The sequence below is a fragment of the Corynebacterium fournieri genome, assembly GCF_030408775.1.
Lineage (GTDB): Bacteria > Actinomycetota > Actinomycetes > Mycobacteriales > Mycobacteriaceae > Corynebacterium > Corynebacterium fournieri.
Window position 1 is genome coordinate 2,355,996 of record NZ_CP047210.1, and the last position, 21,850, is coordinate 2,377,845.

The 21,850-nt window shown below is 65.4% G+C and carries 23 protein-coding genes; 14 read left to right on the forward strand and 9 right to left on the reverse strand.

Features of this window, described 5'->3' with window-relative positions:
* Positions 1–46: 46 nt before the first annotated feature.
* Entirely contained in the window at positions 47–1,741 is a 1,695-nt protein-coding gene (locus CFOUR_RS11180; protein ID WP_179154790.1) for an ATP-binding protein, read from the reverse strand.
* 218 nt (positions 1,742–1,959) lie between these two features.
* The gene (locus CFOUR_RS11185) at positions 1,960–3,195 is read right to left on the reverse strand and encodes a dicarboxylate/amino acid:cation symporter (RefSeq protein WP_085957088.1); all 1,236 of its coding nucleotides are present in this window, start codon (positions 3,193–3,195) and stop codon (positions 1,960–1,962) included.
* 85 nt (positions 3,196–3,280) lie between these two features.
* Between CFOUR_RS11185 and CFOUR_RS11190 the strand changes: the two genes are divergently transcribed.
* The 11 genes from CFOUR_RS11190 to CFOUR_RS11240 all read left to right on the forward strand — a co-directional run bounded on the left by CFOUR_RS11190 (position 3,281) and on the right by CFOUR_RS11240 (position 12,254).
* Positions 3,281–3,730 (forward strand): SdpI family protein, encoded by a 450-nt coding sequence (locus CFOUR_RS11190; RefSeq protein WP_230471763.1) that lies wholly within the window; start codon positions 3,281–3,283, stop codon positions 3,728–3,730.
* Positions 3,731–3,737: 7 nt separating this feature from the next.
* On the forward strand, positions 3,738–3,947 hold the full coding sequence (locus CFOUR_RS11195; RefSeq protein WP_179154788.1) for a winged helix-turn-helix domain-containing protein: 210 nt from the start codon (positions 3,738–3,740) through the stop codon (positions 3,945–3,947).
* Positions 3,948–4,132: 185 nt separating this feature from the next.
* The gene (locus CFOUR_RS11200) at positions 4,133–5,635 is read left to right on the forward strand and encodes an anthranilate synthase component 1 (protein ID WP_085957085.1); all 1,503 of its coding nucleotides are present in this window, start codon (positions 4,133–4,135) and stop codon (positions 5,633–5,635) included.
* On the forward strand, positions 5,632–6,243 hold the full coding sequence (locus CFOUR_RS11205) for a glutamine amidotransferase-related protein (RefSeq protein WP_085957084.1): 612 nt from the start codon (positions 5,632–5,634) through the stop codon (positions 6,241–6,243). Before CFOUR_RS11200 ends, CFOUR_RS11205 begins: the two co-directional genes overlap by 4 nt.
* Positions 6,236–7,255: an anthranilate phosphoribosyltransferase gene (gene trpD / locus CFOUR_RS11210; protein WP_085957083.1), complete on the forward strand. Its 1,020-nt coding sequence runs from the start codon at positions 6,236–6,238 to the stop codon at positions 7,253–7,255. The genes CFOUR_RS11205 and trpD overlap by 8 nt, the downstream gene beginning before the upstream one ends.
* The gene (gene trpCF / locus CFOUR_RS11215) at positions 7,179–8,615 is read left to right on the forward strand and encodes a bifunctional indole-3-glycerol-phosphate synthase TrpC/phosphoribosylanthranilate isomerase TrpF (protein WP_085957080.1); all 1,437 of its coding nucleotides are present in this window, start codon (positions 7,179–7,181) and stop codon (positions 8,613–8,615) included. Before trpD ends, trpCF begins: the two co-directional genes overlap by 77 nt.
* 10 nt (positions 8,616–8,625) lie before the next feature.
* Positions 8,626–9,819: a tryptophan synthase subunit beta gene (trpB, locus tag CFOUR_RS11220; RefSeq protein WP_085957082.1), complete on the forward strand. Its 1,194-nt coding sequence runs from the start codon at positions 8,626–8,628 to the stop codon at positions 9,817–9,819.
* Complete coding sequence (gene trpA, locus CFOUR_RS11225) at positions 9,820–10,635, forward strand: tryptophan synthase subunit alpha (RefSeq protein WP_290179510.1); 816 nt, start codon at positions 9,820–9,822, stop codon at positions 10,633–10,635.
* Between the two features lie 14 nt (positions 10,636–10,649).
* Positions 10,650–10,997 (forward strand): Rieske (2Fe-2S) protein, encoded by a 348-nt coding sequence (locus CFOUR_RS11230; RefSeq protein WP_085957078.1) that lies wholly within the window; start codon positions 10,650–10,652, stop codon positions 10,995–10,997.
* Complete coding sequence (locus tag CFOUR_RS11235; protein ID WP_085957077.1) at positions 10,998–11,942, forward strand: bile acid:sodium symporter family protein; 945 nt, start codon at positions 10,998–11,000, stop codon at positions 11,940–11,942.
* Between the two features lie 9 nt (positions 11,943–11,951).
* Complete coding sequence (locus tag CFOUR_RS11240; protein ID WP_085957076.1) at positions 11,952–12,254, forward strand: hypothetical protein; 303 nt, start codon at positions 11,952–11,954, stop codon at positions 12,252–12,254.
* Positions 12,255–12,376: 122 nt separating this feature from the next.
* Here the strand turns inward: CFOUR_RS11240 and CFOUR_RS11245 are convergent, their stop codons facing one another.
* A complete protein-coding gene (locus tag CFOUR_RS11245) occupies positions 12,377–12,631 on the reverse strand; it encodes a hypothetical protein (protein ID WP_085957075.1) in 255 nt (84 codons plus the stop codon).
* A gap of 351 nt (positions 12,632–12,982) precedes the next feature.
* Here CFOUR_RS11245 and CFOUR_RS11250 point away from each other — a divergent pair, with 351 nt between their 5' ends.
* Complete coding sequence (locus tag CFOUR_RS11250) at positions 12,983–14,242, forward strand: HNH endonuclease signature motif containing protein (protein ID WP_101706357.1); 1,260 nt, start codon at positions 12,983–12,985, stop codon at positions 14,240–14,242.
* A gap of 6 nt (positions 14,243–14,248) precedes the next feature.
* Here CFOUR_RS11250 and CFOUR_RS11255 read toward each other — a convergent pair whose 3' ends face one another.
* The 6 genes from CFOUR_RS11255 to CFOUR_RS11280 form a co-directional block, all read right to left on the reverse strand.
* Positions 14,249–14,677 (reverse strand): hypothetical protein, encoded by a 429-nt coding sequence (locus CFOUR_RS11255; protein ID WP_085957073.1) that lies wholly within the window; start codon positions 14,675–14,677, stop codon positions 14,249–14,251.
* Positions 14,678–14,876: 199 nt separating this feature from the next.
* Positions 14,877–15,326, reverse strand: a complete 450-nt coding sequence (locus tag CFOUR_RS11260; protein WP_085957072.1) for a hypothetical protein — start codon at positions 15,324–15,326, stop codon at positions 14,877–14,879.
* A 135-nt stretch (positions 15,327–15,461) separates the two neighbouring features.
* The gene (locus CFOUR_RS11265) at positions 15,462–15,812 is read right to left on the reverse strand and encodes a branched-chain amino acid transporter permease (protein ID WP_085957071.1); all 351 of its coding nucleotides are present in this window, start codon (positions 15,810–15,812) and stop codon (positions 15,462–15,464) included.
* Positions 15,809–16,519 (reverse strand): AzlC family ABC transporter permease, encoded by a 711-nt coding sequence (locus CFOUR_RS11270; protein WP_230471761.1) that lies wholly within the window; start codon positions 16,517–16,519, stop codon positions 15,809–15,811. The genes CFOUR_RS11265 and CFOUR_RS11270 overlap by 4 nt, the downstream gene beginning before the upstream one ends.
* On the reverse strand, positions 16,519–17,127 hold the full coding sequence (locus tag CFOUR_RS11275) for a YqgE/AlgH family protein (protein ID WP_085958371.1): 609 nt from the start codon (positions 17,125–17,127) through the stop codon (positions 16,519–16,521). Before CFOUR_RS11275 ends, CFOUR_RS11270 begins: the two co-directional genes overlap by 1 nt.
* Positions 17,120–18,580: a CCA tRNA nucleotidyltransferase gene (locus CFOUR_RS11280; protein WP_085957070.1), complete on the reverse strand. Its 1,461-nt coding sequence runs from the start codon at positions 18,578–18,580 to the stop codon at positions 17,120–17,122. The genes CFOUR_RS11275 and CFOUR_RS11280 overlap by 8 nt, the downstream gene beginning before the upstream one ends.
* Between CFOUR_RS11280 and CFOUR_RS11285 the strand changes: the two genes are divergently transcribed.
* Entirely contained in the window at positions 18,509–19,408 is a 900-nt protein-coding gene (locus tag CFOUR_RS11285; RefSeq protein WP_290179519.1) for an NUDIX hydrolase, read from the forward strand. The two genes, CFOUR_RS11280 and CFOUR_RS11285, sit on opposite strands and share 72 nt — an antisense overlap.
* Positions 19,405–21,831, forward strand: a complete 2,427-nt coding sequence (locus tag CFOUR_RS11290) for a DUF6049 family protein (RefSeq protein WP_290179521.1) — start codon at positions 19,405–19,407, stop codon at positions 21,829–21,831. Before CFOUR_RS11285 ends, CFOUR_RS11290 begins: the two co-directional genes overlap by 4 nt.
* The last annotated feature ends 19 nt before the right edge of the window (positions 21,832–21,850 follow it).

The following is a 21,850-nucleotide window of genomic DNA, read 5'->3' on the forward strand; positions in this document are numbered from 1 at the left end:
GCTGGGCGCGGGGTCGTCCGGAGATCGACGATGTTTCACGTGAAACCTACTCGGGGAGGCGATACTTTCGCTTCCTGCTCGTCGGTGGTGCAGTTGGGATAATTTCATTTGCGTCCACCAGATTTCGGAGTCTGGGGCGCAAGGAATTCACACTCACTTTGAGACGGTCCGCGATCTCGCGCGCTCCAGCTTCTCCAACTTCCATCAGGTAGGAAATCAGCTCTCGGTCGACTTCATCGACGTCAGGTTCTCCGACTGCAAGGACAAAAGTGTCGCTGGAGCGCCCCTCCCTGAGCAACTTACGATCGGTCAAATCACCCAGAAGCTCACGCGCATGGTCGCTGTCGAGCCCTAGGCGTTCCCGCAGCTCCTTAACCGACACAGCACCGAGCCCTTGAGCAATTGCGAGCGCAATCTGTTCCTCTCGCGTACTTCCCGGCGCCACGGAGGCCAACCACTGCGCAACCTCCGGATTGAGAATTCCAAAGCGGTACAAGATAACCGTGAACTCACCAATCCTTGCATCGAAATGGGGCTGAGGCAGACCGTAGCGTTCCATGCCCTTGCGCATTCGTTGGATGCCGCTTCCTTGATTCTCTGCCACACGCATCGATCCTGAAGGAGCGGGCAGATTGCTAAGCAGATTAGCGAGGGAGGGATTACGGCTGACCGAACGATTTTCATCAATGTTGTCCACCGTCCGGTCGCTCCACAAGCCACCCGGGCTGTTCACTTCCACTCGATCCGGATAGACATCGACCTGCACCTGTCGGCCTTGAACCTGGGGGCTGTAGTCCCGGTGCATTACCGCGTTCACAATTGCTTCACGCAATGCGATTTCCGGGATCTCTGGTTCATCGACCATCGACGAACCGACTTCTACGGAGCGAGTTCGCAGATTGCGCATTACCGCCTTAATTGCGTCTTCCACCGCGAGCGGCAAGGGCCCGTCGCAATGGGCACGATCCACAAACCTGGTACCCGAGACGGATTTCTCGGGCGCAGGATGCACAGCCACGTCGATGAACAGCTGCGGGAAAAACTGTTGGGGGTAGCGTCCGAGAGCCAGAGCACCAGCCAGAGTTGGGAGGCCTTCGCCGTCAAGCACGTGAAGGCGCTCCAAGACTTCAGCGTCACTGGTCGTCCCGAGACGGATCCGCGAACCCCGCTTCTCTAGCGATTCGATTAGGCCCCTCCATGCCTGCTCGTCCAAATCGTTCACGCCAGCCTCACTAACGGATGCAAGTTCCGAAAGGTCCGGCGTGTATAGCGTCGTGAGCTGAAATACCTCGTAGCTCGACAGTCTCTGGTCCCCGTCCAAAACCCTCTTGTACGCGCCATCCCGCAGGCCTTGTGCTGTGACATAGCAGGGCATTTGCTGGCCCAATCGTGCGTCACCCCGCATCGGATGGATCCACACCAGGATCACCGGGAAACCATCAAACTCGTCAGTTTCAATGTAGAAATGGGGAATGGGGGTCACAGGAGGCTTCTCTTGCCCTTGACGCAGCGCACTTATGAGTTTGTCGTTCATGCTGGCCGGATCAAACCCCGGTGCCGGGCTGAAGCCACCGTCACGCTGATCCTCCTGGATACCGAGGAGGATCACTCCGCCCTTGGTGTTCGCGAAAGAGCTCACCGCTTTCCAGAACGCGGTATCGAGCTTCCCCGTTCCAGACTTCGCCTCAATACAGTGATCGTCATTCCGTTGCCGTCGCAACCGGGCCATGATGTCATTCATGCGCTGACTCATACCCTCACTGTAGCCAGTTGCTTACAGTGAAGGCGTATTTTCCCATCACTTTTTACAGTGACAGTCTTATTTCATACAGTGAGAGCGTGTTTTCCCATCACTTTTTACAGTGTGGAGCGCCATCACTACAGTGACGATCGTTAGTTTCACGTGAAACATGGCCAAAAGAAAACCGCCCCGGAGGGCGGTTCTTCACGTGGCGGAGGCTACTGCACGGCGGTGGAGCCGGCGGCGGGGGCGGCCGAAGGTTCGTCGTCAAGCTGATGCCCCTTGATCTTGCCCGACGCGAACTTGTTCACGATGAGCGCGACCGCGCCGTCGCCCGTGACGTTGGCGGCGGTGCCGAAGGAATCGACCACGATGTAAGACGCGATCATCAGCGAGAGCATCGACTCGTCGAAGCCGAGGTTGGACTGCAGCAGGCCCGCAGCCGCCATGATGGCGCCGCCCGGCACGCCCGGCGCAGCGATCATCATGATGCCCAGCATGAGGATGAAGCCGATGATCTGGCCTGCGGTGATGTCCAGGCTGGCCATGTACACGATGGAGATGGCGTACAGCATGATCTTCATCATCGAGCCGGACAGCTGGATGGTGGCGCAAAGCGGGACCACAAAGCCCGCGACTTCCTCGTCCACGTTGTTCTTCAGCGTGGACTCGTACGTCACCGGGATGGTGGCGGCGGAGGAGGAGGTGCCCAGCGCGGTGAAGTACGCCGGCAGCATGTTCTTCAGCGCGCGGAACGGGTTCACACCCGCGACCACGCCGGCGACGCAGTACTGCAGCAGCACCACAATCACCGTCATGACCACGGACAGGAGTAGCACCACGCCCATCGCGGCCATGGTGTCCGCGAAGTTCTCGTTCATGCCCAGGTTGAGGAAGGTGCCGAAGATGTACAGCGGCAGCAGCGGGATGACAAAGGTGACCACGACCTTCAGCACAACGTCGTTGAGCTCCTGCAGCACGTTGTACAGGTTGTCGGACTTCACCGCCGTCATGGCCAAGCCCACCACGAACGCCAGCAGCAGCGCGGACATGATGGGCAGCGGCGGCGGCATCTCCACGTCGAAGTACGGCGTGAGCCCGCCCTCGTCGGGGTCTGCGATGTCTGTAATCAGGTCCTTGCCCTGCAACAGCTTGGGGTACAGGGCCGAGCCGGTGACCCAAGCGAGCAGGCCGGAAAGGACGGTGGAGCCGTACGCCACGCCCGCCGTGATGCCGAGCCACTTGCCGGCGCCGCGGCCCAGACCCGCGATTGCGGGGGCGATGAGCGCGAAGATGAGCACCGGCACGAAGAAGCCGAGGAAGTTGGAGAAGAGGCCGTTAAAGGTGACAAAGACTCGGGCGAGCCAGTCCGGGAAGAACAGGCTGCACAAGAACCCGAGGATGATTGCCACGACCACCCAAAAGAGCAATGAGTGCAGAAGCTTGTTTTTCATGTGACCAGCGTAGCCGGTAATTATGCGTGTCACTGCAATATGTGCCCTTTTCTTCCGCGCGCGCCGCCGCCGTATGCTAGGGCCCATGAGTCCGTTTGAGCACATGAGCACCCTCAACGTCGTCGTCGGCATCATCTTCATCCTGCTGACACTCCTCCTGCTCATCCCGGGCGCCCTCGCGTCCGCGGGCAAGCTGCCCGGCAACAAGTGGTTCGGCCTGCACGTTCCGGCCGTGCGCAAGGACCGAGCCATCTGGGATCAGGCGCACAAGGTCGCTGGCCCCTTCTGGCTCCTGGCGGGCGTGGCGCTCGCCTTCGGCGCCGCTTTCTCCTTCATCGCCTCCGGGTGGATGTGGCTGATGCCGGCCGTGGCGCTGGTTGCTGCGGTGATCGCGGCCTCGCTTGGCGGCAACTTCGGCGCCCGCGCTGCGGTGGCGGTGGAGCAGGCCCGCGAGAAGCAGCCGGAGGAGCCGAAGCCCGCGGTGAACATCGATGCTTTGCGACGAGCCGCAGGCCACGCCGACGAGCAGAAGTAGGCCCACGATGCACTGGAACGAAGCGATCCTGACCGTGCTGCGCGAGGCGGGGGAGCCGATGGCCTACAAGGACATCGCCGCCGAGATCGTCTCCCGCGGTCTGGTTGACGCCCCGGACATCAACGCCGAGCTGGCCACCCACGCCGCCATCACCGGCCTGATGGTCGACGGTGTGGTCGCCGCCGCCCCACGCGGGAAGTACCGCCTAGCTGAATAAAATTCCCGGTCCCTTTTCGGTTCCGCTATAGTTGCCAATTGTGACGAACAAGACTTCTTTGAACTGGTGGTGGCTCGCCTAACTGGCGCGCCACCCAAAGACGTCACGGCCCGCCAGCTTGCTACACAAGCGCCGCGGGCCCTTTTTTCACCCTCGGTGCACGACAAGAAGGAACCGAGGACCAGATGCAATACACCCACCGAACGGTGCGCTACCACGAGGACGTGGCTAGCCTGTTCGCCCACGTCGGCGGGCTCGACGCGCAGGATGCCGTGCTGCTCGAGTCCGCCGACATCACCACCCGCTCCGGCCTGCAGTCCGTGGCGGTGCTGCGCGCCTCCGTGCGCGTGACCTGCACCGGCAACCGCGTCCAGGTCGATCCACTGACGCCTTCCGGCGAGGTCATCGCCGCCGGGCTGGGCCTAGACGAGTTCCGGGTGGGGGAGCACACCTACGAGTTCCCGCCCGCCAGCGCTGTGGACGAGCGCGAACGCCTGACCGCACCGTCTACAGCAGATGTGCTGCGCGCGCTGACCACCCGGGCGGGCTACGGCAACGAGGACTTCCCGCTGCTCGCCGGCGGCTTCGCGTACGACTACCTGGACAGCTTTGAAACGCTACCGGCCGTCGCGCAAGGGCCGAACACTTACCCGGACTACCAGTTCGTGCTGGCAGAGATCCTGCTGCGCGTCAACCACGAAGCGGGCACCGCCTATCTCGCCGCCGTGGACGCCGCGGGCGAGGGCATCGACCTCGAGCCGCTGGCCAGCCGCATCAATCAGCCGGTGCCGGACCACCGGCCGGAGGCGGGGGGCGCGGAGCGGCTCGTCGCTAAGGCAACGGTGCCGGACGCGGAGTTCCGCGCGCACGTGGAGCAGCTCAAGCAGCACATCACCAACGGCGACATCTACCAGGTCGTGCCCGCCCGCGCGTTTACCGCGGAGTGCACAGACGCGTTCGCGGCGTACCGGCGACTGCGCGCATCCAACCCCTCTCCCTACATGTTCTACATCCGCGGCGAAGGCTACGAGCTGTTCGGCGCCTCACCCGAATCCAACTTGAAATTCGACCACGCCACCCGCCAGGTGGAGCTGTACCCGATCGCCGGTACTTGCCCGCGCGGGCTGAACCCGGACGGCAGCGTCAACCACGAGCTGGACGCGCGCATGGAGCTGCAGCTGCGCACGGACGCCAAAGAGGTTGCGGAGCACACCATGCTGGTCGACCTGGCCCGCAACGACATGGCGCGCGTGGCCGAACCCCGCACCCGGCGGGTCCGCGAGCTGTTGCAGGTGGACCGCTACTCCCGCGTGATGCACCTGGTCAGCCGCGTCACCGCCACGTTGGCGCAGGACCTGGACGCGCTCGACGCCTACCGGGCGTGCATCAACATCGGCACGCTCACCGGGGCGCCGAAGCTGCGCGCGACCGAGCTGCTGCGCGGGGTGGAGGGCACCCGCCGCGGGTCCTACGGCGGGGCGGTGGGATATCTGCGCGGGGACGGCGACTTTGATACTTGTATTGTCATTCGCTCTGCGTTCGTCGCAAAGCAAACTGCAACTGTGCAGGCAGGCGCCGGCGTAGTGCGCGACTCCAACCCGCAGGCGGAGGCCGACGAGACCCTGCACAAGGCCTACGCGGTGCTGCAGGCGCTCGCAGGCGGGCGCGAGTTGGAGGTGCAGAAATGATTGTGCTGCTGGATAACCAAGATTCCTTTGTGTACAACCTGGTCGACGCGCTGGCCGGCTTCGACACCGTGGTCTACCGCAACACTGTCAGCGCGGACACCGTGCTCGCCGCGGACCCGGAGCTCATCGTGCTCTCGCCGGGGCCCGGCTACCCCGCGGACGCCGGCTGCATGATGGAGGTCATCGCGCGCGCCCAGGGCCGCATCCCGATCCTGGGCATCTGCCTGGGCTACCAGGCGCTCATCGAGCACTTCGGCGGCCGCGTCGTACCCTGCGGGCCCGAGCACGGCACCTCCGTTCCCATGCGGCTGACCGCGCCGCACCTGCTTTTCGACGGCCTCACGGCCGGCGGCACCCCCAACCAGCCCGGCCTCGACGTGCCTGTTGCGCGCTACCACTCGCTCGGCGCGGCGGAGGCGCCGGACGGGGTGGTGCCGTTGGCGTGGACCGGCACCGACATCGGCGACGTGATCATGGCCGCCGAAACCGGCGACGGGTACTCCATCGGCTTCCAATTCCACCCCGAATCCATCCTCACCCCCGCGGGCCCGCAGCTGCTGGAACGCTGCGTTGACCGCTTGCTTAAGAAGGGACGCGACAATGGCTGACCACATCCAGATCTTCCGCGAGTTCATCACCAACCCCTCGCCGACATTGGAGGAGGCGGTGGAGGCGTTCACGCCGCTGACGGTCGGCGACTACGACGACGTCCGCATCGCCGCACTGCTGGCCACCATCCGCACCCGCGGCGAAACCTTCACGGACATCGCCGGCGCGGCGAAGGCCTTTCTCGCCGCCGGCCGCCCCTTCCCAGTAACGGGGGAGGGGATCATGGACACCGCCGGCACAGGCGGCGACGGGGCGAACACCATCAACATCACCACGGCAGCCTCCTTGGTCGCGGCCGCCGGCGGGGTGAAGATGATCAAGTGCGGCAACCGCTCGGTGTCCTCCAAGTCCGGATCCGCCGACGTGCTCGAGGCGTTGAACATCCCCCTAGACCTCGACCCGGAGCGGGCGGTGCGCCAGTTTGAATCCTCAAACTTCACATTCCTGTTCGCCCCGGCCTACAATCCAGCTATCGCGTTCGTGCAACCTGTGCGCAAGAAACTCGGCGTACCCACGCTGTTTAATACGATGGGCCCATTATTGAGTCCCGCACGACCCGAATTTCAAATAATGGGTATTGCCAACTATAAGTTAGGCCCCACTATTGCGGAGACCATGAAAACGCTGGGGCGCACGCGTGCGCTCGTGGTGCACGGCGCCGGCACCGACGAGATCGCGGTCCACGACGAGACCCTCATCTGGGAGCTTAGAGACGGCGAAATCTCGCACTACACGGTCACCCCCGACCAGCTCTGCGCGGACACCCACTCGCTCGAGGACCTCCGCGGCGGCGACGGCGCGGAAAACGCCGCCGCCATGCGCGCCACCTTCGCGGGGGAGGGGCCGGCCGCCCACCGCGACGCCGTAGCCGTCAACGCCGGGGCGATGTTCTACCTCTACGGTATCTCGGATTCGCTCGCCGACGGCACGGCGCATGCGAAGGATTTGCTTGACCGCGGCACCGTCGCCGAATGGCTGCGCACCCACGAGGAGGCGGACTACAGTGCCTAAGATTCTCTCCGAAATCGTGGCCAACCGAAAGCGTCACCTTGACGTTATTCGTGGACGCCTGGGTCACGTTTCTTTCGCCACGTTACGGTATTCCGAGCGGTCCTTGTACGACGCGCTCGCCGCCCCCGGGGCCTCCTACATCATGGAGTGCAAGTCCGCCTCGCCCTCCCTCGGCACCATCCGCGCGGACTACAAACCGGGGGAGATCGCATCGGTCTACTCCCGCTACGCCTCCGCGATCTCCGTGCTGTGCGAGCCCGACTACTTCGGCGGGGACTACGACCATCTCGCCACCGTCGCCGCCACGACCCACCTGCCGGTGCTGTGCAAGGACTTCATCGTCGACGAGGTGCAGATCTACGCCGCGCGCTACTTCGGCGCGGACGCGGTGCTGCTGATGCTGTCCGTGCTTTCCGACGACGAGTACGCCCACCTTTCCTCTATTGCGGCCTCATTACGCATGGACGTCCTCACGGAGGTGATCGACGAGGAGGAAGCGGCGCGTGCGAAGAAGCTGGGCGCGAAGATCTTCGGCGTCAACCACCGCAACCTCCACGACTTGAGCATCGACCTCGACCGCTCCGCGCGCCTCGCCGAGCACGCGCCCGACGGGGCAGTGGTGGTGGCGGAGTCCGGAATCCGGGATGCTGCGACGGTCCGCCGCCTCGGCGGACACTCCGACGCGTTCCTTGTCGGCTCGCAGTTGACCTTCCAGCCGGACATCGACCGCGCCTGCCGCGAGCTGGTCTACGGTCCGAACAAGGTCTGCGGCCTGCGCTCAGCCTCCGCGGCCCAGGCGGCGAAGGCGGCCGGGGCGGTGTACGGCGGTCTCATCTTCGAGGACGCCTCCCCGCGCAATGTTTCACGTGAAACTGCCGCCGAAATCGTCTCCGCCGAGCCGGAACTGGAGTATGTGGCAGTCTCGCGCCGGACCCACGGCTTCGACGAGCTCCTCCAGCACGGAATATCCGCGGTGCAGCTCCACGCTCCGTACCAGGGCTCGCTCGAGGGGGAGCGGGACCTGATCGAGCGCGTCCGCTCCGAGGTCGGCCCCGCGCTCCAGGTGTGGCGGGCAGTGGATATGACGTGCGATGTACCGGTGGAGGGGGTAGCGGAGCTCGTGGACAAGCTAGTGCTCGATGCAGGCGCAGGCGGCACGGGCGAAACCTTCGACTGGTCCCGCATCACCACCACCGACGCCCTGCTCGCAGGCGGGCTCAACCCCGGCAAACTCGAAGCGGCGCTGCGCACCGGCTGCCTCGGGCTCGACCTCAACTCCGGCTTCGAAGACCCGCGCGGCCACAAAGACGCCGCCGCGCTGCGCGAAGGATTCCGCACAATCCGCAACTTCCACTACTAAGGACACGACAATGACCCTGCTTCCTGCCTACTACGGCGAGTTCGGCGGACAGTTCGTCCCCGAATCGCTCATCCCCGCGCTTGACCAACTCGAGCAAGCCTTCGTCGACGCCTTCAACGACGAGGAGTTCATGGCCAAGTACCGCAGCCTGCTGCGCGACTACCTCGGCCGGCCCACCCCGCTGACCGAGTGCCGCAACCTGCCACTTGAGGGCAACGCGCGGATCTTTCTCAAACGCGAGGACCTCGTCCACGGCGGCGCGCACAAGATCAACCAGGTCATCGGCCAGGCACTGCTGGCCAAAAAGATGGGCAAGACGCGCATCATCGCGGAGACCGGCGCGGGCCAGCACGGCACCGCCACCGCCCTCGCATGCGCGCTTCTCGGCCTGGACTGCGTGATCTACATGGGCAAGACCGACATGGAGCGGCAGGCCCCCAACGTGTACCGCATGCGCCTGATGGGTGCGGAGGTCGTGGGTGTGGAAGCCGGCGCGGGCACGCTCAAAGACGCGGTGAACGAGGCGCTGCGCGACTGGACCGCCACCTTCCACGAATCCCACTACCTCCTCGGCACCGCCGCCGGCCCGCACCCGTTCCCCAAAATTGTCAAGGAGTTCCACCGCGTCATCTCCACCGAGGCGCGCGCCCAGATCCTGGAGCGGACCGAACGGCTGCCCGACGTGGTGGTCGCGTGCGTCGGCGGCGGCTCCAACGCCATCGGCATGTTCGCTGATTTCATCGACGACCCGGATGTGGAGCTCGTCGGCGCCGAACCGGGCGGGGAGGGCTTCGGACTCGGCGCCCACGGCGCGGCCATCGCCCAGGGCACCACCGGCCTGCTGCACGGCACGTACTCCTACCTCATGTGCGACGGCGACGGGCAAGTGGAAGAGTCCTACTCCATCTCCGCCGGCCTGGACTACCCGGGTGTAGGCCCCGAGCACGCGCACCTGGCTAAGTCCGGCCGCGCGAAGTACGTGCCCGTCACCGATGAGGAAGCCCTCAGCGCCTTCCAGGCACTGTCGCGCCACGAGGGCATCATCCCCGCGCTCGAGTCCTCCCACGCCCTGGGCTACGCCCTCAAGCGCGCCGCCGAACACCCGGCGGACGCCGAGCCACTGCACATCCTGGTCGGCTTATCCGGCCGCGGCGACAAAGACATCGCACACGTCCAAGCCACCCTTGCCCAGAAGGAGAAGTAAATGTCCCGCTACGAGCAACTCTTCGCCAGGGGAAAGGGCGCCTTCGTCCCCTTCATCATGCTGTCGGACCCCACCCCGGACGACGCCGTAGAGATCGTCTCCGCCGTCGTGGACGCGGGCGCGGACGCCGTGGAGCTCGGCGTGCCGTTCTCCGACCCGGTGGCGGACGGTCCGGCGATCCAGAATGCTCACGTGAGGGCGCTGGCCGGAGGTGCGAACGTCGATAAGGCGCTTGCGCAGATCCGCACCATCCGTGAGCGCTACCCGGAGCTGCCCATCGGCATGCTCGTGTACGGCAACGTCGCGCACGCCCGCGGGCTCGAGCGGTTCTACCGCGAGTTCAAGGAGGCGGGCGCCGACAGCGTGTTGCTTCCCGACGTCCCCGTGCGCGAGTCCGCTCCCTTCTCCGCAGCGGCCGCCGCAGCCGACATCGACCCGATCTACATCGCGCCGGCCAAGGCGTCCGAGGCCACTCTTGAGGCGGTGGCGGGCGCATCGCGCGGCTACATCTACGCCATCTCCCGCGACGGGGTGACCGGCGCAGACAAGGAAGCGACGGTGGAGGGTCTGCGCGAGGTCGTGGATAGCGTGCGCAAGTTCGGCGGGCCGCCGGTGCTGCTCGGCTTCGGCATCTCGCGCCCGGAGCACGTCCGCGACGCTATCGCCGCGGGTGCCGCCGGCGCGATCACCGGCTCCGCGATCGCGAACATCATCGAGGAGCATCTTGACGACGGCCACGTCACCGACATGCCCGCCCTGAAAGAAGCATTGACCGAGTACGTCAAGGCCATGAAGGGCGCTACGATCGCATCATGACCTGTTCACGACGCATGTTTCTACTTGGCACCGCGACCACGTTTGCCGGTGCATTCCTCGCCGCGTGCGGGGAAGAGGCCCCCGAAGAAGTTGCCAAGACCGACGTTCCGGTCGGCTCCGCGGTAATTCTGGACCAGTTCATCATCGCCCAGCCCACCGCCGGCCACTACGTTGCGTACTCCAGCGTGTGCCCGCACCAGCAGAAGAAGATCACCAAGGTCGAGGGCGACACCGTCAAGTGCACCGCCCACGGTTCCGTGTTCAACATCGCCGACGGCGCGCGCGTGTCCGGCCCGGCGGTGACCGGCATGCGTGAGGTGCAAGTGACCGACAACGGCGACACCCTGCAGGCCGCGAACTAGATGAAGAGGCTCGATCCGCTTCTCGTCGGCATCGTCGCCGCGGCGGCGCTCGCCTTCCTTCTGCCGGCCCGCGGCGCGTTTGCCGACGGCTTCGCCGTAGCCGTCAAACTGGCCATCGCGCTGCTGTTCTTCCTCTACGGCGCCCGCCTGTCCACGCAGGAGGCGCTGAAGGGCCTGACCAACTGGCGGTTGCACGGCGTGATCCTCGCGTTCACGTTTGTCATCTACCCGCTCATCGGTCTGCTGGCGCAGCCCACCACGGCACTGATTTCCAACGACCTCTACCAGGGCCTGTTGTTCATGTCCCTGGTGCCGTCCACCGTGCAGTCCTCCGTCGCGCTGACTGGCGTGGCACGGGGCAATGTCTCCGGCGCGGTGGTGGCGGCGTCGGTGTCCTCGCTCGTCGGCGTGATAGTCACGCCGCTGCTTGTGATGTGGCTGATGGGCGCGGGCAGCGGCGTGCACATCGACGCGTCCGTCTTCGGCGATATCGCCTTGCAACTCTTGCTGCCGTTCATCCTCGGCCAACTCGCGCATAGTTTCCTGCCGCGGGTGGGGGAGATGGCCAAGTCGAAGGCGACCAAGCTCGTCGACCGCGGCTCGATCTGGATGGTCGTCTACTCCGCGTTCTCGCGCGGCGTCGTTTCCGGCGTGTGGACGAACGTGTCCGTGTGGGAGATCGTGTTTCTCACCGTCTTCTCCTGCGCGCTGGTTGCGGCGATGCTCTGGCTCACCCGCGTCGTGCCGGAGGCTCTGCACTTCCCGCGCGAGGACCGCATCGCCATCCAGATGTGCGGCACCCAAAAATCGCTTGCCACCGGTCTGCCCATGGCCACAGTCATCTTCGGCGGGGCGTCGCTGGGCGTGCTGATCATCCCGCTGATGATCTACCACATGTCCCAGCTAGTCATCTGCTCCGCGTACGTCTCACGCATTTCCCGTTAGGAGTTTCACGTGAAACATTTCGTCCGCATCCACTACAACGTCCCGGAGCTCGGCGGCGAGCTGCTCAACATCGCCGAACTCGAAGAAGTCTCCGCACACGAGTGCACCATGGTCCGCATGATCGAGCTCGACCCCTCCGAGACCATCACCGGCATCTTCGTCGACGGCAAAGTCATCGGCCAAGCCAACCGCCCCATGGACACCGTCCCGCACCCGCACACCTACGACGACATCGAAGGCATCACCGCAACCCATCTCACCGAGGCCGAGTTCGAAGGCCTCTGGTCCGAGGCTCAGGCAAAGTTGCAATAGCTTATCGACGTCCCTCCGGCCCGCCCCGCCACCGGCGCGGGCCTTTTTCGTTGGTGGGCCCCAATAGTTGGTGGTGCCGGAATTGTCTGCAATGCGGAGTTGCAGGGGACAAGGTCAGCCCATCAGGCAAAGGGGCCGGACAACAACGACACCGCGAGAGTGATCGGCCAGGCTAGCAGGGTAAGAACAGACAATATCCCCAGCAGGGGGCGCTTATCCCGCACCGCGATGACAAACCCCAGAACAGATACCGCGATCAAGGCGACCCAATAAAGCCATTGGCCCCACATGGGAACGCGGTCACCCATAAACGGTGTTGCGATCCATACCGCCACAAAAATCGGGTAGATATACGCTGTGCGGTGAACTTTCGCCATGATCCGGCACCCTCTCCTTAACAGTTATGAGCGCGTGGCACGAGACGGATAGCACAACCAGCTACGACACTACACGAAACTTGACCTTTTTCGTTGGCCATTACCAACTATTGGCGGTCTCGGAATTGTCCGCAATGCGGAGTGGCGGCATGGGCTGGAGGGGTGGGGAAGGCGGAGTTGACGTCGATAAGCGATAGCCAATAGTTGGTTCGCCCCCACTTGTCCGCAATGCGGAGTTGCGGACAAGTTATAGCTTGGTTTCGAAACCTCATTTCCGCAGGTCAGAGGAATGTCGGTGGCGAGTTTTATAATGCCGGCAATCGAACTCGCATTCGCCTCAAGGGGGCCAAATTGACCGCCGCATTGACCACCGAATCTAACCCCATCGCCGTCGCATTGAGCCAGCAAATCGAGGACACGCACCGAGCGATGACCCAGAACAAAGCAGAGTTGTTGTCCGCGATACAAACCTTTGATGAACTCGCACTTGCTATCGAATGTGGCTCGTCAACCACCGCGCAATTCCTCATTCGACGCCTCGGCGTGTCCTCCTCAACAGCGCACGAGTACGTCAGCGTCGCCCACCGCCTTCGACCCTTCCGCTACCTGCAGCAACAATTCACCGAGGGTGCGCTGAACTACTCGGTGGTGCGGCTGCTTCTGAAATACATGACTGCCGAAAACGAGCGTGACCTGGTAGATCTCGCCCTCGGGATGGGCTACCACGAACTGGAATGCGCACTGGCGGGGAAGAAGCCGCAGGACGGGGAGGGCGACGACAGCCCCCAGTACTACCTGAGCCTGCACAAGCGCGATAACGGCGATATCGCGTTCCACGGCAACCTCAACGCCGCAGACGGGGCCGCGTTCATCGCCGCGCTGAAGATCGGGGAGATCGCGTACTGCGACCTGGACGAGGTGCTCGAGGACCTGGACCCCGAGGTTAACGGTGAAATCGACATCGCCTTGGAGCGCGCCGAAGATGTGGAGGAGAACCGCCCCGCGCGAAAGACAGTCTCCGGCTACGGACTGCCGATTGGGCGGATGCTGCTGCGCGCGCTCATGGGCATCGTCCACATGGCACGCACGACGCCGCGCAACACGCTCACCACGCCGGGTGCCCACGTGAACATCCTGGCCACCCCGGACGGGCGCGGCTACATGCCGAACAACGTGGGCGCGCCGTCGAAGGCGATCGCGAGCCTGCTTGCTAACGCGGACGTCCGCCACTCGACGGTCAACTCCGAGGGCCTCATCCTCAACACCGGACGCAAACAGCGTCTCGCCACAAACGGGCAGGTTAATGCGCTGCTGGCCATGTGGGGCGGGCAGTGCGCGGCACCCGGGTGCACACACACGCGCTTCATTGAGATCCACCACATCGAGGACTGGGCCGCCGGGGGCCTGACCGACCTGGAGAACCTCCTGCCGCTGTGCTCTGCCTGCCATTCCCTGGTCACGGAGGGCTACCTGAAGACGCTGAAGGAGCACTCAGACATCCATTTTGTCTACCGCGACGGGACGCGTTTCGTGTCTACGAACTACTCCCTGCCGCGGCGTGACGACATCATGCGGACCATGGAGGAGTGCAACTGGTCCTTCAACGACTAGCGACGCTTAGAAGAACTGCTCAACGCCCGGAATGCCCGGGACACCCGGGATCTTGCCCGCGGCGGCCGCTGCGCCACCGAGCACTGCGATGACCGCGGCGGCGATGCCGGTGCCCACGAGGATGTCGTAGGTGGTGCCGAGCTTGTATCCGCGAGCTGCGTCGTTCTTCAGCGAGGAGGTTGCGCTGTTGGGTACCTGGTTCTTCTCGGAGGAACGCTTGTACGGCTGGGAGTAGCCGGTGCCCGGCTCCAGCTCCTCGCGGATCATGGCCTTGCCCTTGTAGCCAGCGAGGTATGCGTCGCTGACCTCGGACGCGGACTCCGGGTGGAGCTGGTCACGGAGGGACTGCAAATCGCCTTCTGCTGCCTGCGCCGGGACGGCTGCCAGGGACACGGCGGTTGCTGCCGCCACGGCGGCTGCGGTGATGCGCTTCAATGGAAACTCCTTTGTGCGAATCTGACTTTTTACGGCTCGGATCGAGCCCCGGCCAGTAAAACATATGTTTCCGCAGGTAGACAAACAATTCTTTCGGTGTAACGGAGAGCTAACCGGTGACGATATAGAGGGCCCAAAACCAAAAACTCCCCTCCCGGTGAGGGGAGAGGAGTGTGGATTGCTCCCTAGGCGTGAGGCCTTAGGAAGGCAGCTCGACGCCCGGAATACCCGGGATCTTGCCCGCAGCGGCCGCTGCGCCACCGAGCACTGCGATGACCGCGGCGGCGATGCCGGTGCCCACGAGGATGTCGTAGGTGGTGCCGAGCTTGTAGCCGCGGTTAGCGTCGTTCCGGTAGGAAGAGTTCATTACGGCACCCTGGTTGGCGGCTTCTTCACCAGTTTCGGTTTCGAAGATGCCGCTCTGGGCGGAACCAAGGAACGGGGCGGAGAGACCATCGCCCTTCTTGTCCCGCTCAGCTGCGGTGGCGGCATCCATATACTTTTCCATCTCAGGGAAGGTCACCTGCGAAGAAGACTCATGGCCATAGCCACCGGTTTCCTTCCCGTTAATCTCAACTGCCTGTGCCGGCACGGCAGCAAGGGACAGGGCGGTGGTTGCGGCCAGAGCGGCGGCGGTGATGCGCTTCATGGGGGATCTCCTTGGTCGATGCATGAGTGTGATTGCCAGAAAACCGGACTGCGTCAGTAAAACACACATCGCCGCAGGTCACCTGACTTTTATCAGATGAAACGATATGTATCGCACGCCTACGCCGTCTGGCCCCTAAAACACCAGGTTGACCAACACCATGTACAGGGCAGTGCCAGCGAAGATGGACAGGTCCGCGCGACGCCTCCAGCGGTGCAGGAGCAAGGTGGCGGCTAACGCAATGAGCGCGGAGGCGAGGTGGGCGGGGGAGTGGGCGTGGCCGATCACGGTGTAGGCCACCAGGACGGTCATCACCCCGACGGGCATGAGCACGGCGAGGAAGTCGATGAACGGGCTGCCCTTGAGCACGCGCAGCATGGAAAACGGCAGGGCGCGCAGGAGTACGGTGACGACGCCGACGGGGATAAGTACGGCGGCGACCATGGTGAGGGTCACGCCGTCGGGGAGTCCGAGGTTTCCCGTCATGGCAGCCGCCAGGAAAGGGAGTCGTCCACACGCGGGAACCAGAAGCGCAGGACGAGCACCAGGAAGTAGGACAGAAGCGCCAGGATGATCACCTGGCCCGGCAGCAGCAACGCCGCCACCAGCGCGAGGGTGCCTGCGATCAACGGGGCGGACAAGTCGCGGCGGGTCTGGAACGCCTCGTAGGCCAGGACGGCGAACAGGGCGGTCAGCGCGAAGTCGAAGCCCTCCACGCCGGCGGGGATCACCGCCCCGGCGAGTGCGCCGGCAATACCGGAGAGCAGCCACGCCAGCTGGCACACGACGGAGATGGTGAGCAGACGCGCGACGGAGGGGCGTTCGTGGAGGGTGGAGGTGATGGCGTAGACCTCGTCGGTAAGAGCGTATGTGGCGTACGCCGCGGGCAGGCCGCGCAGAATTTCGGAGCGCGGATAGGTCAGCCCGTAGAACAGGTGCCGGAAGTTCACCATGAAACCTGTGATCGCGGATGACACGGGGCCGAGTCCGCCGGTGACCATGCTCACGGCGAGAAACTCCATGGAGCCGGCGTAGATCACCGTGGAGAAGATCGGGGTCCACCACCAGGCGAAGCCGGTCTGCGTCATCAGTACGCCGAAGGCCAGCCCGAGCGGAATCAGCCCGAGCGCCACCAGCCACGTGTCGCGCACCCCGAGTCGAATCTGCGCAATTGTTTCACGTGAAACACGCACTAGTTATCTTCCAGGTTCGTGGGGAACGTAGCGAACAGTGGCAGGGGCATTGCCTGACGACGCATCACGTCACCCCACAAATCCGCCCCGGCGCCGGCGACCACGTCGGACGGCAGGGCGGGGGTGACAAACCAGTCGCCGCGCGCAATCTCGTCGTCAAGCTGCCCGGGCGACCACTCGGCATAGCCGGCGAAGATGCGGATGCCGTCGACCACGGGGGCGAGATCCTCCGGGGAAGCGTTGAGGTCGACAAGCACGAGACGGTTGGCCAGGCGGTTGAAAAACGGGCTGGCGGAGATGTCCACGCCCGTCTTGGTCACGCCGAGGCCGACGGCGGACTCGGGGCTAATCGGCCCGCCGATGTGCACCGCCTGCGGCTTGGCGGCGATCTCGGACCACCCGGGCATGACGTTGGCTAGGGCCACCTCGCTGCGGCGGTTGAGCACCACGCCGAGGGTGTGGTCGGCGTCGTGCTCCAGCACCAGAACCACGGTGCGGGCGAAGTCGGCGGAGAACATGCCGGGCGCGGCGACGAGCAGCATGCCCGGTTCGGGTTCGACGCGCTCGAGGGCGTTGAAGAGGCGGTCGGCGTAGAAGTACTCAGGCATGCTCACTATCCCACCACGCTTTCAGTTCGGCGACGGCTTCGTCGTGGTCGAGCTCGCCGCGCTCGAGGCGCAGTTCCTTGAGATACTTCCACGCTTTGCCCACCTCCGGGCCGGGTTCGAGGCCGAGGATCTGCATGATTTCGTTGCCGTCCAGGTCGGGGCGCACGCGCGCGAGGTCCTCCTTGGCGGCGATATCGGCGATGCGCTCCTCCAGGTGGTCGTAGGTGCGCTGCAGGCGCGCGGCCTTCTTCGCGTTGCGGGTGGTGGAGTCCGCCCGCACGAGCTTGTGCAGCTTGGGCAAAAGCTCGCCGGCGTCGGTGACGTAGCGGCGCACGGCGGAGTCGGTCCACTGACCCTCGCCGAAGCCGTGGAAGCGCATGTGCAGGAATACCAGCTGGCCCACGTCCGAGATGACGTGCTTCGGGTACTTCAGGGCCTTTAAGCGCTTGCGGGTCATCTTCGCGCCGACCACCTCGTGGTGGTGGAAGGTCACGCCGCCGCCCTCCTTGAGCGCGCGGGTGGCGGGTTTGCCGATGTCGTGCATCAGCGCCGCCCAGCGCAGCTTCAGGTCCGGGCCCTCGTCCTCGAGTTCGGTGGCCTGGCGCAGCACGGTCAGGGAGTGGCGGTAGACGTCCTTGTGCTGCATGTGTTCGTCGGTCTCCAGCTGCAGCGCGGGGATCTCCGGCAGGATCACCTGCGCCAGACCGGTGCGAACGAGCAGGTCGATGCCTTCCCAGGGGCGGGCGCCGAGCATGAGTTTGTCCAGCTCAGCCTGCACGCGCTCCGCGGTGATGCGGCCGATTTCGTCGGCCATGTCGCACATCGCTGCAAACACGCGGTCGGCCACGGTGAACCCGAGCTGGGAGACAAAGCGGGCGGCGCGCAGCATGCGCAGCGGGTCGTCCCGGAAGGAGACCTCGGGCGACTGCGGGGTGTCCAGCACCATCTCCACCAGGTCCTCCAGGCCGCCGACGGGGTCGTGGAAGGTGGGGGAGAGCCGAAGGTCGTCGTCAAGCGAAAGCTCAATGGCCATCGCATTGCAGGCGAAGTCGCGGCGCACCAGGTCGCCTTCGAGGGTGTCGCCGAACGTGACCTCGGGGTTGCGGCTGACGCCGTCGTAAAGGTCGGAGCGAAAGGTGGTGATTTCCACGGTCTCGCCGCGACGGATGGCGGAGACGGTGCCGAACTCGATGCCGGTGTCCCACACTTTTTCACCCCACTCGCCGAGGATCTCCTGGATCACCTCGGGGCGCGCGGAGGTGGTGAAGTCGAGGTCGTGCACGCCCCGGCCGAGCATCGCGTCGCGCACGGAGCCGCCGACCATATATAAGGACTCGCCGCGGGCGGCGAAAAGTCGCGCCAGAGGCTCGAGCAGAGCAGCATGCTTAGCGACGACATTCTGTGCCCGCGCCATCAACGCAGGGGCAGCCAGCGGGTCGGTCGGGTCCGGCATATCAAACAACTTCTCTGTCACCCGGGACACGATACCCGCCACCCCCGCGCGGGAAGTACCACAACCGGCCGAAAGGCGGATACCATGACACGAATGAGTGACAACCAGCGCCCGGTTCCGGGGCCCTCCGACGGCAAGGGGGGCTCCGGCGGCGGTAAGCGCCGGCCGCGGCGCCGGCGCGGGGGCAAACCCGCCGAGCAAAAGCAGCAACAGGGAGACAAGCCGAAGCGGAAGCGCAATAGCCGCCGCGGGAAGAACTCCCGCGGTGGGCGCAAGCAGCACAACAGGCGTAAGTCGCAGTACCAGCAGCGGCACGACTCGTCGATAGAAACGCGCGACGAGACTTCTGCTGGCGGCCTGGTCGTCTCCGGCATGGCGGAGGCGGTCGGCCAGGACGGCCGGGTGGACATGAGCCGCATCTACGTGGCGCTGATCGGCCGGTTGGACCGCCGCGGCAGACTGTTGTGGTCCATGCCGAAGGGGCACGTGGAAAACGGCGAGCACCAGTGGGTGACTGCGCAGCGCGAGGTGTGGGAGGAAACCGGGATCACCGGCGAGGCCTTCGACACCCTGGGCACGATCGATTACTGGTTCGTCTCCGACGGCGTGCGCATTCACAAGACTGTGCACCACAACCTGCTGCGCTACGTCGACGGCGTGTTCAACGACGAAGACCCGGAGGTCACCGAGGTGGCGTGGGTGCCCATGAGCGATTTGATGGAGCACCTCGCGTACGCCGATGAGCGCAAACTCGCCCGCATTGCGTACGACCGGATGCCGGATCTGGCCAGGAAGGAAAAGAAGGCCGGAAGGGCGACGCCGCGATGAGCCGGTTCGCCGCGCTGGCTGCCGTCGTGCTCGCCGCCCCCGCCGTTCCGCTGGCTCCGGACAACCCGGAGGTGACGGAGCAGTGGGCGAATCTGTCCATCCGCCCGTCGGAGGGTGAGCTTGCGAGCGTGGAGGTCGTCGAGGCCCCGCGCTCGTTGTCTGCGCACGACCCGTTTCACGTGAAACTTCGCGTCACCAACCACTCCGACGACACCATCGACGGCCTCACCGTCGTCCCGCGGCGCGCTGCGGCCGTGGCCACGCTGACGGAGCAGCGCTACGCCAGCATCGCCACCCCGGAGGAGTACTCGGTGGTGGGGGACCGGGAGGACGTCGCAAAGCAACTGCGCCCGGGGGAGTCGCTCGATCTCGAGATGGACTTGGGCATCGACCTGCCGGACGTGGGCACGTACCCTGTGATGCTGCAGCTTCTCGACGCCTCCGGTACCCCCCTCGACTCCGACCGCTTCCACCTCGGCGTGCGCGGCCTGCGGGATAACGTGCGCGCGCCGGAGCTGACCGCGCTGTACCCCGTGACCGCGCCCGTGGACATCGTGCCCGGCGAGACGGGCGAGGCCCCCGAAGCGCCGCCGCTGGTGCTGGCCAACGATTCGCTCGCCGGCGAACTCGCCCCCGAAGGCCGCCTGACGCAACTGGTGGACCAGTACATCGACGCAACCCGCACGCCCGAGGTGGGCTACGCCAGCTGCATGGCCCTAGACCCTGCGCTGATAGACACCGTGGACCGCATGCAGGACGGCTACACGGTGGACGACGAGCGCCCCGCCGTCGTAGAGGAGCCGAAGCGCCTGCGCGACTCCTGGGGCAGCGGCAAAGAACCCGACGGCCAACCCGGCGCCGGGGCGGACGATGCCGCCGTGTGGCTAGACAAGGTGCGCCACATCGCCGCCACCGGCTGCGTGGTGGCGCTGCCGTGGGCGAACGCGGACCTCAACGCGGTGGCGCGCACCGGCGACAAATGGCTCATGCGCGAAGCCGTGGAGCGCGGCCCCGCCGTCCTGCAGCGCGTGCTCGGCAACGCGGGCACGCTCAACACCGTGATCACCGGCTCCGGGTACGTGGACACCGGCGCCGCACCAGCGCTCGGCTGGGCGGACCACTCGCGCTCCACCGTCGCGGAGCAAGGAATGCAGGCCGCGTGGGAGGCCGCAGCCAGCGCGGCAGTGCCCGAGGACCACAAGGGCGCCGAAAACGCACTCGAGCGCGACGACATGGCCGACCTCGCAGGCTCCGCGGCGCCGGAGCCGGAACAGCCCGTGCGCGTGCTCAGCGCCGCGCAGGGCAGAGACTTCAGCTGGCTCGCCCCCGGCGTCATGGCGGTTGGCTACCAGGATTCGCTGGCCACCATCCTGGCCGCCACCGGCCACAACCCGGAGACCACCGGATTTTCAGAGACCAACCTGCGCTACAACTACGCCGTGGACTCCAAGCGCGCCCGCGACATCAGCGCCGCCGCCGCCGTGCGGCTGGCCGCCCAGACCGCGTGGGTGCCGCAAGAGTCCGACCAGAACCCGGAGCCGATCATGGTGGCCCCGCCCGCCGACTGGGACGCAGACACCGCCGCCGCCATCCTCGGCACCGTGGCGGAACTGGTCACCGGGGCAGCGGCACGGCCCATGGCGTTTGGCGCCTACCTCACCGCCCCGGACAACGTCGCCCCGGCGGCCGCCCCCGAGAAGCACTCCGACCCCACCGCGTTCACCGACGCGGAGGTGCTGCAGGTGACCCAACAGTCGGAGTTCATCAACGACTTAACCGCCCTGATGGTGCCCGATTCGAGCATCGCCCTGACGCGCTACGGCTTCACCCTGCCGCTGCGCCGGGACCTCCTGCAGGCTCTGTCGCTCAATGAGCGCCGCGCCATGACCCGCTACAGCGACGCGGCAGAAGCCACCAGCCAGCGCTTGGCGGGCAGCCGCGCCGCGCTGAGCGAGCTGCGCTCCTCGGTCGACCTCATCCCGCCGGGCAACGTCTACACCCGCACCTCGCCGTCGAGTCCGCTGCTCATCGTCGCCCGAAACGGGCTGCCGCTGCCCGTGGAAACCACGATCGATTTCTCCGGGCCGGAGGGCGCGCGCCTGAACGTCCCGGGCGCGCTGCGCATCCCCGCACGCGGATCCGTCACGGTGCAGATGACCGCGGACCTCCCGGAAACCTCGCGCAGCACCGACCTGAAGCTGTACCTGGCCAGCACCAGCGGACAGCCGATCTCCCAGCCGGTGGACATCGCCGTGCGCACCACCCGCTTCGCGGTCAACGGCTGGCTCGCCGCCGCCGCGTTGGTGCTGGCCGGCCTGCTGGTGGTGATAGCGGTGCGCGGCGCGCGGGGCAGCCCGCCCTCCGAACGCAAACGCAAACCAGCACAACCACGCAGCAAACGCAGTGATCGGAGAACCACGTGACAGATAAGGGAACGCGCCG